This is a genomic window from Pseudonocardia sp. ICBG601 (assembly GCF_020496245.1).
Window position 1 is genome coordinate 2,756,145 of sequence record NZ_JAHLJA010000148.1, and the last position, 12,497, is coordinate 2,768,641.

Below are 12,497 nucleotides of genomic sequence, written 5' to 3' on the forward strand. Positions count from 1 at the left end.
ACCACGTCACCCGCGCCCGGCAGGCCGGCCGGGATCTCGTCGGTGCGCTCCGGTCCGGCCGCGCCCGGCAGCTCGGCCGTCCCGCTCACGACGCCGGCAGTGTCCGCTGCGTGCTCTCCGGGTGCCCGGCGCCGATCAGCTCGTCGAACAGGTAGCCGTGGTCCAGCATCGCCTTCCGCAGCGACTCCGTGTCGGCGTCGTCCTCGGCGACGGCGACGGCGTGCGCCGCGCGGTAGTGCCCGACCAGGTCGGGGTGGTCGACCGAGATCATCTGCTCGCGCTCGGAGAAGTGCTCGACCGGGTAGCCGCGGGTGCGCATCACCTGCTGCAGCAGCAGGTCGGTGTCGCGCAGCCCGGCCCGCGGGGTGCGGACGAAGGCGTTCTGCGCCCCGGCGAAGTCCCCGGCGAACCGCTCGCGCTCGTCGGCGTCGAGGTCGCGCACGTCCAGCTCGCGGCGCCGGCTCAGCCGGCGGCGCAGCTCGGTCTCGCCGCGGTCCTTCCCGCCGGACTGCTCGACGACGTGGTCGTACTCCTGCCCGAAGTGCCGGCGCAGGGCGGCGGTCCGCCGGCGGCCGCGCACCCGGGACCCGACCACGAGGGCCAGACCCAGCACGACCAGCACCACGACGGCGACGACGACCCACAACATGACGTCCGGTGACATCGGTGTTCCCCCTCCGGGGCGAGACCCGTCCGGTCAGCATCCCGCCCCGCCGGCGATCACGCGCGGTGATCACGGCCAGGTCCCTCCGCATGGAGGAGTGACGCTCCGGAACGCGGGACGCGCTGCTCCGTCCGCGCACACAGGCGGGCGACACGCCGGGGGAGGGTGCTCCGGGCAGGTGGAATCGTCTCCGGAACGGTAGGACGTGTGTCCGTTTCGTCACCCGTGTGGAGCACACCCCCGCCGTCCGGCACGCTCCGCCGTCTGCCACGGTGGAGAAGCCCCCAGCACCCCAGCAGCACCCCGGGAGGACCCCCGATGAAGAAGGCCGGTCGCAAGCTCTCCAAGGCCGCCGAGTCGTTCGTCGAGGCCATCGGCATCCTCGGCGGGTGGAACCGCGGGCGTCGCCGGAGCCGGTCCCGCCGCTGACGTGGGTGGGCGCTGCCACCGCCCGACTGTTTAGCTTGTGGTAAGCACATCTTGTCCGGTTCCTCCGGGAAGACAGGTGTGCCCACCACGTGACCGACGCCGCCCACGACACCCACCGCCTGCCCGGGGACGGCTCCGCCGGGCCGCCCGGCGACGACCCGCTGCCCCGGCGCGTGCCGGTCTTCGCCGTCGTCGGCCTGGCGCTGCTGATGTTCTCCCTCGACGGGACGTCGGTCGCCACCGCGCTGACGACGATCAGCGGCGACCTCGGCGCCGACCTGGCCTGGACCGGCTGGGTCGTGAGCGTCGCCGCCGTCGGGCAGATCCTCGCGCTGCCACTGGGCGGCTGGCTGTCCGACCGCTTCGGCGGCCGGCGGATGTTCCTGGCCGGGGTCGCCGTGTTCACGGTGATGTCCGGGCTGAGCGCGCTCAGCCCCTCGATCGGCGTGCTCATCGCCTGCCGGCTGGTGCAGGGCCTCGCCGGCGGCGTGATGCTGCCGGCCGCCAACGGGATCGTCGCCCACCAGTTCGGCCGTGACCGGGACCGGGCGCTCGCCCTGTTCACCAGCGTCTTCCCGATCGGCGCGATCCTCGGGCCGCTGGTCGGCGGACTGGTGCTCACCACCTGGACCTGGCACGGCATCTTCCTGGTGAACGTGCCGATCGGGATCCTGCTCGTCGCCGTCGGGCTCGCCCTTGTCGACGACCCGCCGCACCGGCGGACCGCGCGGATCGACGCCGTCGGGATCGCGCTGCTCGTCCTGACCCTGCTGGCCACGATGCTCACCATCACCCGGCTCGGCTCGCCGGGGTCGGGGCCCGGCTGGACCGTCATGGCCGGTGTGGTCGCGCTGACGGCGGGTGCGGTGTTCGTCCGGCACGCCCGGCGCCGGCCCGACGCGGTCGTCCCGATGCACCTGCTCGCCGGGCGCGGCCTGGGCATCATGAACGTCACCAACGTCGTCTTCGGCGCCGTGGTGATCGGGTTCTCGGCGACCCTGCCGCTCTACGCCCAGGTCCGCTACGACCTGCCCGCTTTCGTCGCCGGGGCGCTGCTGACCGGCCGCGCGATCGGCACCATCGTCACCTCGGCGGCCGCGGTCGCGCTGCTGCGCCGGCTGGGCTTCCGGCCGCTGCTGCTCGGCGGGCTGGTCGCCGTCGTCGCCGGGCTGGTGGTCACCGCGGTGGCGCCCCCGTTCGGCGGGCCCACGGTGTGGCTGCTCGCCGGCTCCACCCTGCTCGGGCTGGGCACGGGCCTGTCCGGGCCGGCCGCCAACAACGCCGGGATGCACCTGGTGCCCGACGAGGTCGCCGCGGTGTCCGGGCTGCGCATCATGTTCCGGCAGATGGGCGGGATCGCCGCGGTGTCGGTGCTGACCGCCGCCGTCACCGCCGCCGACGACCCGGGCGTCGCCGCCGGGATCGCCTACGGGGTGCTGGCGGTGGCGCTCGCGGCGGTCGGCCTGGCGGCCGCACGGATCCCGAACCGGCGCGGCCGCTGGTGAGGGAGGCGGGGCCGGGTGGACCGGCCCCGCCCGCCGTCACATGTTGCGCCGGTACTGTCCGCCGACCTCGAAGAACGCCGTCGTCAGCTGACCCAGCGAGCACACCCGCGCGGCCGACATCAGCTCGTCGAACACGTTGCCGTCGCCGGTCGCGACGTCCTGCAGGCGGCGCAACGCCTGCTCGGCCTCCGTGCGGTGGCGGGACTGGAAGTCCGCGAGCCGGTCGAGCTGGGACTGCTTCTCGGCCTCGGTGGCGCGGGCCAGCTCGATCTCCTGGTGCGCCTCGTCCGGGTCGGCCGGCTTGAGGAAGGTGTTGACGCCGACGATCGGCAGCTCACCGGTGTGCTTGCGGTGCTCGTAGAGCATCGACTCGTCCTGGATCCGGCCGCGCTGGTAGCCGGTCTCCATCGCCCCGAGCACGCCGCCGCGCTCCGCGATCGACTCGAACTCGCGCAGCACCGCCTCCTCCACGAGGTCGGTGAGCTCGTCCACGACGAACGAGCCCTGCAGCGGGTTCTCGTTCAGCGACAGGCCCCACTCCTTGTTGATGATCATCTGGATGGCCATCGCGCGGCGCACCGACTCCTGCGTGGGCGTGGTGACCGCCTCGTCGTAGGCGTTGGTGTGCAGGGAGTTCGCGTTGTCGTAGAGTGCGCAGAGCGCCTGCAGCGTGGTGCGGATGTCGTTGAAGTTCATCTCCTGCGCGTGCAGGGACCGTCCCGAGGTCTGGACGTGGTACTTCAGCTTCTGGGAGCGCTCGTTGGCACCGTAGCGCTCCTTCATCGCGACCGCCCAGATGCGGCGGGCGACCCGGCCGATCACCGTGTACTCGGCGTCCATGCCGTTGGAGAAGAAGAACGACAGGTTCGGCGCGAAGTCGTCGACGTCCATCCCGCGCGCCAGGTAGCTCTCGACGAAGGTGAACCCGTTCGCGAGGGTGAAGGCGAGCTGGCTGATGGGGTTCGCCCCGGCCTCGGCGATGTGGTAACCGGAGATCGAGACGGAGTAGAAGTTGCGCACCTTGTGCGCGATGAACCACTCCTGGATGTCGGCCATCATCCGCAGCGAGAACTCGGTGGAGAAGATGCAGGTGTTCTGGCCCTGGTCCTCCTTGAGGATGTCGGCCTGCACCGTGCCCCGGACGTTCGCCAGCGCGTAGGCGACGAGCTCCTCGCGCTCGCCGTCGTCGGGCTCGCGGCCCTGCTCGTCGCGGAAGCGGTCGACCTGCTGGTCGATCGCGGCGTTGAGGAAGTAGGCGAGGATCGTCGGCGCCGGGCCGTTGATCGTCATCGACACCGAGGTCGTCGGCGAGCACAGGTCGAAGCCGTCGTAGAGCGCCTTGAGGTCGTCCAGGGTCGCGATCGAGACGCCCGAGGTGCCGACCTTGCCGTAGATGTCGGGGCGGGTGTCCGGGTCGTGGCCGTAGAGGGTGACCGAGTCGAACGCCGTCGACAGCCGCTTGGCGTCCGAACTCTCCGACAGGTACTTGAACCGCCGGTTGGTGCGGAACGGGTCGCCCTCGCCGGCGAACATGCGGGCCGGGTCCTCACCCTCCCGCTTGAACGGGAACACCCCGGCGGTGAAGGGGTAGAAGCCGGGCAGGTTCTCCCGGCGCAAGAAGCGCAGCAGCGCGGCGTCGTCGTCGAACTTCGGCAGCGCGACCCGGCGCACCGGGTTCCCGGACAGCGTCTCGCGGGTCAGCTTCGTGCGGAACTCCTTGTCCCGCACGGTGTAGACGTACTCGTCGCCGGAGTAGTCCTCGACCCGCGACGGCCAGGACTCCAGCAGCTCGGCGGACTCGGCGGGGACCTTCTTCTCCGCGGTGCGCAGCGCCTCGTCGAGGTCGTCGCCGCCGACCAGCTCGGCGGCGGTGCGCAGGTGCTGCGCGGTGCGGGCCGCACGGGCGTGGGTCTCGGTGTCGGCGTGGTAGTCCCGCACCGCGCCGGCGATGTCGGCGAGGTAGCGGACCCGCTCCGGCGGGATGACGGCCGCGTAGTCGCTGGAGGTCTTGGTGTCGACGCGGGGGAGACGCCCCTCGCCGACGGTCAGTCCGCCCTCGGCGAGCAGGTCGCGCAGGTGCTGGTAGAGCGCGGTGACGCCGTCGTCGTTGAAGGTGGCGGCCGAGGTGCCGTAGACCGGCATGTCCTCCCAGGTCGCGCCGAACTCCTCGCGGTTGCGGACGAGCTGGCGGCCGACGTCGCGGCGGGCGTCCTCGGCGCCGCGGCGCTCGAACTTGTTGATCGCGACGACGTCGGCGAAGTCCAGCATGTCGATCTTCTCGAGCTGGGACGCGGCGCCGAACTCCGGCGTCATCACGTACAGCGAGTGGTCGACGAACGGGACGATGCCCGCGTCGCCCTGGCCGATGCCGGGCGTCTCGACGACCACCAGGTCGAACCCGGCGGAGCGGAGCACCGCGATGGTGTCACCGAGCCGCTCGGGCAGCGAGCCGCCGTCGTTGCCGCGGGTGGCGAGGCTGCGGAAGAACACCCGGTCACCGGACAGCGCGTTCATCCGGATGCGGTCGCCGAGCAGTGCGCCGCCGCCCTTGCGCCGGGTCGGGTCGACCGCGAGCACCGCGATGCGGAGCTTGTCCTCCTGGTCGAGCCGGAACCGGCGGACCAGCTCGTCGGTCAGCGAGGACTTGCCGGAGCCGCCGGTGCCGGTGATGCCGAGGACCGGCACCGGGCGCTCGGAGGCGGCGATGCGCTCGCGGACCTCGTCGGGCAGCGTCCCGGTCTCGGCCATGGTCAGCGCGCGGGCCAGCGTCGCGGTCTCGCCGGAGAACACCCCGTCGTACGACGACGGCGGCTCGGCCGAGAGGTCGGTGTCGCACTCCCGGATCATGATGTTGATCATCCCGGGGAGGCCCAGGTGCTGGCCGTCCTCGGGGGAGAAGATGCGCGCGACGCCGCGGGAGTGCAGCAGCTCGATCTCCTCGGGGACGATCACGCCGCCGCCCCCGCCGTAGACCCTGATGTGGCCGGCGCCGCGCTCGCGCAGCAGCTCGACCAGGTAGGAGAAGTACTCGACGTGCCCGCCCTGGTAGGACGAGATGGCGACGCCCTGCACGTCCTCCTGGATCGCGGCGGTCACGACCTCGTCGACCGAGCGGTTGTGGCCGAGGTGGATCACCTCGGCGCCCTGGCGCTGCAGGATCCTGCGCATGATGTTGATGGCGGCGTCGTGCCCGTCGAACAGGCTGGCCGCGGTCACGAAACGGACCGGGTGCGTGGGGACGTGCAGCTCGGCCTGTGCGTTCGTGTCCGTGCTCATCGGGGACGTTCCTCCCGCCGGGCGGACGGCGGTGTCCCGGCCGGTTTAGTTTGACATCCTAGTATCGGACGTACAAGGAACCCGGCGAGCGTCACAGGGGTCGTGCGGTGGGGGTCAGGCCGCGTCGCGTGCCGCGGGCTCCCCGGTGGCCGGAGCGGCCTGCTCGCGGCCCCGGCGGGCGTGCCGGCCGGTCGGCCAGGACGTCCCCGGACCTGTCGCGTCGGGCTCGTCCTCGTGCGCGACGAGGTCGTCGTCGGCGGGTGGGCCGGGGTCCACGACGTCGGACAGCACGCGCCGCGCCCGGGCGAGCTTGCGCGCCCGCCAGCGCTTCCCGGCCAGTCCGGCGACGAGGCCGAGGGTGGGCAGCAGGATCCCGGAGGCGATGACCAGCACCACGGAGTACGCGGGGAATGCGGCCACCAACAGGAAGGCCGTCAATGGCCAGTACAGCAGTGCCCGCCCCGCGCCCCGTCGCGTCCAGTCGCGATGAGGCGGCATGATCCCTGCCTACCCGAACTCCGCGATCGTCATGCACGACTCGCCCGCAACCCGCCCACATGTTCCGCGACCGGGGGTACGAATTCATGACCACGACACCGGACCGCACCGCGGTCGACCCGTACGCCGCCGTCCTCCTCTCGGAGAACGACCGGCTGGCCACCCTCCTGACGACGGCCGATCCGGCCACCCCGGTCCCGACCTGTCCGGGCTGGTCGCTGCTGCAGCTGCTCCGCCACGTCGGGCGCGGGCACCGGTGGGCGGCCCGGATGGTCGCCACCGGCGCCACCGAGGCCCTCGACCCGCGCGAGGTGCCCGGCGGGAAGCCGCCCGAGGGCGGCCCGGAGGTCGCGGCGCAGTGGCTGCGCGACGGCGCGACCGAGCTGCTCGACGCCGTCGTCGCGGCCGGGCCGACCGCGCCGGTGTGGACCTTCACCGGTCCGCAGCCCTCGGCGTGGTGGGTGCGGCGGCGGCTGCACGAGGCGACGGTGCATCGCGCCGACGCCGCCGTCGCGCTCGGGGCGCCGTTCCCGATCGACCCGCAGGTGGCGGCCGACGGCGTCTCGGAGTGGCTGGGCCTGCTCGCCGCCCGCCCCGCCGCCGACGAGCCGCCGCTGGCCGACGGCGCCACGCTGCACCTGCACGCCACCGACGACGTGCCGGACGCGGCGGGGGAGTGGATGGTGCGCGGCGCGGGCGGGCGCGTGGTCTGGGAGCACGGGCACGGCAAGGGCGACGCCGCCGTCCGCGGCACCGCCGCCGACCTGCTCCGGGGCGTCACCCGCCGCATCCCCGCCGACGACCGTCTCCAGGTCCTCGGCGACGCCGAGGTCTGGACGGGCTGGCTGGCCCGTACCGGATACTGACGGGCCGTCACCGCGGCCCCCGGTCAGACCGCCGGGGCGGTCCCCCTCCGCTGCCGGGCCGCCATGGGCGGGGCCTGCGGGGTCAGCACGACCTCGGCCGCGGTGTCGAGCACCGCGGCCGAGCGCGGCCGCTCGAACCGGCACGACGCCCGTCGCCCGTCGGTCTCCAGGGTCGCGACGAGGTTGCCGAACAGCGGACCGGTCGTCCGCTCCCAGGCCACGCCCGCGCTGCCGGCCCCGGTCCGGCGGGTCCAGCGGGTCGTCATCCTGCCCAGCAGCCGCGACCAGGTGATCCGGAACATCACCCGCATCACCGCGGGGACCACGTTGTGCACCGGTGAGCAGGTCAGCTGGTGGACCCGGGTGCCCTCCGGGCCGCGGCCGGGCCGGTCCCCGGGGGCGTGGGTGTGCACGTCGGCGACGGCGGCGTAGGAGTGGTGGACGTCGCCGGACAGCACCGACACCGTGGCGGGCGGGGCGTCCCCGGCGCGCGGGCGGCACGCCTCGCGGATCAGCTCGGCGAGCCGGGCGAAGGAGTGCCCGAACGCGGGCCAGTGCTCCAGGTCGGCCTCCTGGCGGGCCCACTCGGCGACGGCGGCGACCCGGCCGGAGCCGTTCGCGCCCTTCTCGGTCGCGGCCTCCAGGTCGGAGATGACCTGGGGCATCAGCCAGGGCACCGAGGTGCCCAGGACGAGGTGGTCCACGTCGCCGGGGGCGAGCGCCTTCGCGGAGATCCAGTCGAACTCGGCGTCGGACACCATCCGCCGCGGCGTGGACTCGACGATCCGCCCGTTGCGGGAGTCGATGACGATCAGCCGGGTGCGGCCCAGCTCCCAGCAGAAGGAGAAGCGCTCGTCCTTGCCGCGGTCGTCGCCGTCGCCGGTCTCGACGTCCCAGAGGGCGGCCCGCTCGGACAGCAGCGGCCAGACGTCGCCCTCGGCGGCCTGCACCTCCTGCCAGGTCCGGTCGGCGGCGAGCTCGGCGGGGGAGAGGTTGCCCAGGTGCTGGTGGACCCAGTAGGAGGCCAGGCCGGAGCGGATGCGCTCGGACCACCAGGGCTTGCGGGCGATCTGCTCGCGCCAGGCGCCGGAGGTGTTCCAGTCGTCGCGGACGTCGTGGTCGTCGAAGATCATCGCGGTGGGGACGGTGGAGAGCATCCACCGCACCTCGGGGTCCGACCAGGTGTCGCGGTAGAGGCCCGAGTACTCGTCGAAGCCGACGATCTCGTCGTCGGGCCAGTCCGGGTGCCGCTCCCGCCGCCCGGCGATCCGCCGCCGGGTCTGCGGGGTGAGCTCGTCGGCGTAGACCTGGTCGCCGAGCAGCAGCAGCGTGGTCGGCCAGGTCTCCGGGGGCAGCCCGGCCATCCGGCCGGCGTAGACGTCGAGCGCGTCGAGGCCGTACTGCCGGGCCAGCTTCGGGTCGGCCAGCTTCACGTAGCGGCAGGAGCCGAAGACGATCCGCTGGTGGGCCCCGGTGTCCGCGCCGCGCGTGGCGATCAGACTCGGCGGGAACGGCGAGTGCGGCAGCGGCCAGACCTGCTCGCCGTCGAGGTGGACCTCGTAGGCGGTGCGGGTGCCCGGCGTCAGCCCGGTCACCTGGACCAGGGCGAAGTGGTGGCCCGACACCTCGAAGGTCGCGGCGTCGCAGCCGAGCACCGAGACGCGGCACGGGCCGGAGGTCTGCACCCAGACCAGCGCGCTGGTCTCGTCGACGTGCCGCAGCACCGGTCCGAGCAGGAGTGTCACCCGTCCGAGCGTAGTCGTGCCCCGGCCCGGTTGCGGGACGAGATCAGGTCTCCTCCAGCGCCAGCAGCCCCGCACCGATCTTCCCGGCGTCGCCCTTGTAGGTGGCGGGCAGCACCGGCGGGATCGGGCGGACCTCGGGCGGGCCGTAGTGGAACTCCCGGGCCGCCCGGCGGGCCGGCTCGAGCAGCAGCTCGCCCGCGTCGACCAGGCCGCCGCCGATCAGTACGACCTCGAACTCGAAGATCGCGTTGATGCTGGCGATGCCGATCCCCAGCGACCGCCCGAGCCGCTGGAACAGCGACGCCGCCGTGCTGTCGCCCGCCATCGCGGCCATCGTCACGTGCTGGCCGGTGACCTCGCCCCCGGCCTCCGCGGCCAGGGTCGCGATCATGCCCCGCGGGTCGTGCAGGGCGGCGCTGCGGCCCATCCGGGTCAGCGCGGTCCCCGACGCGACCGCCTCCAGACAGCCGTAGTTGCCGCAGCCGCACTGCGGGCCGTCCGGGTTGACGTTCATGTGCCCGACCTCGGCACCGAGCCCGTGCGGGCCGCGGTAGATCTTCCCGTCGAGCACGATCCCCGCCCCGACGCCGGTGCCGACGGTCAGCAGCACCATGTCGTCGTTGCGGGTCTCGCCGAGCCGGGCCTCGGCCAGACCGGCGACGTTGCCGTCGTTGTCGACGACCACCGGCAGCCCGCACGCGGACTCCAGCAGGCCGCGGACGTCCCAGTTCTCGTAGTTGTTGTTGGGCGCCCAGCGGATCCGGCCGACCGGCCACTCCACGGTCCCCGCGGCACCGACGCCGATCGCGGACACGTCCGCCCCCTCGGCGTCGCCGCGCAGCTCCTCGACCATCTCCCGCAACAGGGTGGTCATCGTGTCCGCATCGGACGTGTCCGGGGTGTTGCGCCGCAGCTCGGCGTGGACCGTGCCATCCTCGCCCACGATCGCTCCGGCGACCTTCGTTCCTCCGATGTCGAGCCCGATGGCCCGCCGTCCGTTCGTCACCCGGGCATGATTGCCATCCCACGGCGGTGACGCCACACCCACCCCGGGTTTGCGGACGGACGAGCCGGGGAAAGGTGCCCCATGCCAGTCTTGCGACGTGTAGCCCGACCCGCCCTCGCGGCCGTGTTCATCTACGGCGGAATCAACGAGCTGCGGAACGCCGACGCGTTGACTTCCGCCGCACAGCCCGTTCTCGACCAGGCCGCCCCGGCCATCGACAAGGTCGTGGAGAACGCCCCGCTGGACCGGCGCCCGGACAACGAGACCCTGGTCAAGGTCGACGCCGGGGTGAAGATCGTGGCGGGATCGCTGCTCGCCCTGGGCAAGTTCCCCCGCCTGTCGGCCACCGCGCTGGCCGCCTCGCTCGTCCCGACCACCCTGGCCGGGCACCGCTTCTGGGAGGAGACCGACCAGCAGAAGCGCGCCAACGAGCAGATCCACTTCCTGAAGAACGTCGGCCTGCTCGGCGGGCTGCTCATCGCGGCCGCCGACACCCACGGCAAGCCGTCGCACGCCTACCGGACGCGCCAGGCCGCCGAGCGGGCCCAGGCCCGGCTCTCCGGCTCCGGTTCCGACACCGGTGCCCAGCTCGCCGCGGGACTGGCCGGCGCGGGCACCTCGATCGCCGCGGCCGCCGCGGGTAGCCGGGAGAAGCTGGCCGAGGCCGTCGAGGAGTACGGCCCGGTCGTGCGTGAGCGCGCCACCGAGTGGGGCGGCAAGGCCTCCGAGCAGGCCGCGCACCTGTCCGAGGTCGCCTCGGACAAGGCGTCCACCTGGTCCGAGCAGCTCTCGGCCGCCGCCGAGCGCACCTCCAAGGCCGCCCAGAAGCAGGCCAAGGTCGCCGAGAAGCGCGGCGCCAAGCTGGCGAAGGCGGCCGAGAAGCGCGGCGCCCAGCTCGAGAAGGTCGTGGACAAGAAGGGCGCCCAGTACCGCAAGGCCGCCGGGCGCACCGGTGACAGGTGGGTGCGCGAGGCCGAGAAGCGCCGCGTCCGCTGGGAGAAGCAGGCCCGCAAGGCCGCCGCCCGCGCGGAGAAGCGTGCCCCCGAGTACGCCGACCGCTTCTCCACCCTGGTCACCCAGGCCCAGTCGCAGGCCGCGAAGCTCGGCTCGGACCTGGCCGACCGCGCGTCGGTGGCCGGTGCCGAGGCCGCCAAGCAGGCCAAGGCGTCGGCGAAGGACGCGCGCAAGCGCGCCAAGGCCGTCGCCCGCTGACCCACCGCGACACCCGTCCACGGCCCTCCCGACCGGCTCCACGCCGGACGGGAGGGCCGTGGCGTGTCCGGGGTCAGACCGGGCGCAGCACCTGCAGCTCGCCCGAGTCGAGCGACCGCACCTCGACGACGACCCGGCCGTCCCACACCGGGGACCGCAGCGCGTTCGCCATCCGCGTGAACAGCGCCTGGCTGCGCGCGTTGGCCGCCGCCTGGTCGGCGATCAGGTTCGGCATCATCCCGCCGGAACGCTTGCGCACGGTCTGCGGGAGCGTCGACAGCGTGGTCAGCAGCCGGTGCAGCCGCGCGACGTCGGCGGCCCGGCCCGCGAGGTCGCTCTCGATCAAGGGCCGCAGCGCGGTCAGCGGCCGGTTCGGTGCGCGCAGCAGGTGGTCGGCCGCGGTGAGCAGGATGCGCCGGGCGTCCAGGACGAGTGCCTGGTAGGCGCCGTGCACCGCGGCCGGGAACCCGGTCCAGCCGAGCTTGCCGACCTCACCGAGCGCGTCGCGCAGCGCCAGGCCGGGCGTGCCCGACGGGTCCGCCCCGGCGACGACCCGCTCCCAGCCCGCGATCCAGGCGTGCGTCTGGTGGCGCAGGACCGACAGGTTCGCGACGGCCGTCTCGAGCCCGCGCGACGGGGAGCCGCTGTCGGTCGCGTCGCCGTCGACGACGAGCGAGCCGCGTTCGAGCAGCTCGGTCTGGGCCTCGCGCAGCGACTCCTCGGCCGCGCGGAGCCGCGAGTCCAGCCGCATCACGCACGACGGGGCCAGCTGGTCGACCGCGGCGGTCAGCTCGTCGAGCACCCGGGTCTGGGTGCCGGTCGCGGCGATCTCGGCCGCGGTGGTCAGGGTGAGCAGACCCAGCCCGGCGCCGTGCCGGTCACCGGGTGCGGTGGGTGCGACCGGCACCAGCGCCGACGACCCGGGGGCCGCCGCGGCCGTCTCGCCGCCGGCCAGGCGCAGCAGCGGCTCGGCGCCGAACGCCTCGGGCAGCGCGAGCCGGAAGGTGAGCCCGGCGGCGGGTGCGCGGCCGGCGTCGGGCGCGAGCCGCCGCGCCAGCTCGCTCGAGGCCGACAGCGTCGCCCAGGTGCGGTCGTCGTCGACGGCCGGGGTGGGGGTCCAGCTCAGCAGCAGTGCCGGGCCGGGGGGAGGGGTCCCGTTGCGGAGGGGACGCGGGCCACCGTTGCGTTCGGGGGCGCCGGTCTCCGTTCCGCCGGGCCGCCCGTCGAGCGGGAGCACGATGCCTCGCGGGTCGTCCGGTTGACCGAGCATGTCTCTCCAACGACGTCACGGGCCCC

Annotated in this window: 9 protein-coding genes; 3 read left to right on the forward strand and 6 right to left on the reverse strand. The window is 73.8% G+C overall.

What is annotated here, in order from left to right:
* Positions 1–85: 85 nt before the first annotated feature.
* A complete protein-coding gene (locus KPL57_RS42605; protein ID WP_226356068.1) occupies positions 86–664 on the reverse strand; it encodes a hypothetical protein in 579 nt (192 codons plus the stop codon).
* Between the two features lie 518 nt (positions 665–1,182).
* Here KPL57_RS42605 and KPL57_RS42610 point away from each other — a divergent pair.
* Positions 1,183–2,598: an MFS transporter gene (locus KPL57_RS42610; RefSeq protein WP_226356069.1), complete on the forward strand. Its 1,416-nt coding sequence runs from the start codon at positions 1,183–1,185 to the stop codon at positions 2,596–2,598.
* A 36-nt stretch (positions 2,599–2,634) separates the two neighbouring features.
* On the opposite strand, the gene icmF is transcribed toward KPL57_RS42610, so the two are convergent.
* A complete protein-coding gene (gene icmF / locus KPL57_RS42615; RefSeq protein ID WP_226356070.1) occupies positions 2,635–5,874 on the reverse strand; it encodes a fused isobutyryl-CoA mutase/GTPase IcmF in 3,240 nt (1,079 codons plus the stop codon).
* 114 nt (positions 5,875–5,988) lie between these two features.
* A complete protein-coding gene (locus KPL57_RS42620) occupies positions 5,989–6,294 on the reverse strand; it encodes a hypothetical protein (RefSeq protein ID WP_226356071.1) in 306 nt (101 codons plus the stop codon).
* Between the two features lie 164 nt (positions 6,295–6,458).
* Here KPL57_RS42620 and KPL57_RS42625 point away from each other — a divergent pair, with 164 nt between their 5' ends.
* On the forward strand, positions 6,459–7,238 hold the full coding sequence (locus KPL57_RS42625) for a maleylpyruvate isomerase family mycothiol-dependent enzyme (protein WP_226356072.1): 780 nt from the start codon (positions 6,459–6,461) through the stop codon (positions 7,236–7,238).
* Positions 7,239–7,261: 23 nt separating this feature from the next.
* Here the strand turns inward: KPL57_RS42625 and KPL57_RS42630 are convergent, their stop codons facing one another.
* Both KPL57_RS42630 and KPL57_RS42635 read right to left on the reverse strand, forming a co-directional pair.
* The gene (locus tag KPL57_RS42630; RefSeq protein WP_226356073.1) at positions 7,262–8,983 is read right to left on the reverse strand and encodes an alkaline phosphatase D family protein; all 1,722 of its coding nucleotides are present in this window, start codon (positions 8,981–8,983) and stop codon (positions 7,262–7,264) included.
* A gap of 43 nt (positions 8,984–9,026) precedes the next feature.
* On the reverse strand, positions 9,027–9,989 hold the full coding sequence (locus KPL57_RS42635; protein WP_178375448.1) for an ROK family protein: 963 nt from the start codon (positions 9,987–9,989) through the stop codon (positions 9,027–9,029).
* A 90-nt stretch (positions 9,990–10,079) separates the two neighbouring features.
* Here KPL57_RS42635 and KPL57_RS42640 point away from each other — a divergent pair, with 90 nt between their 5' ends.
* Positions 10,080–11,201, forward strand: coding sequence for a DoxX family protein (locus KPL57_RS42640; RefSeq protein WP_226356074.1), 1,122 nt, complete (start codon positions 10,080–10,082; stop codon positions 11,199–11,201).
* Between the two features lie 73 nt (positions 11,202–11,274).
* Here the strand turns inward: KPL57_RS42640 and KPL57_RS42645 are convergent, their stop codons facing one another.
* Entirely contained in the window at positions 11,275–12,471 is a 1,197-nt protein-coding gene (locus KPL57_RS42645; RefSeq protein WP_226356075.1) for a hypothetical protein, read from the reverse strand.
* Positions 12,472–12,497 lie beyond the last annotated feature (26 nt).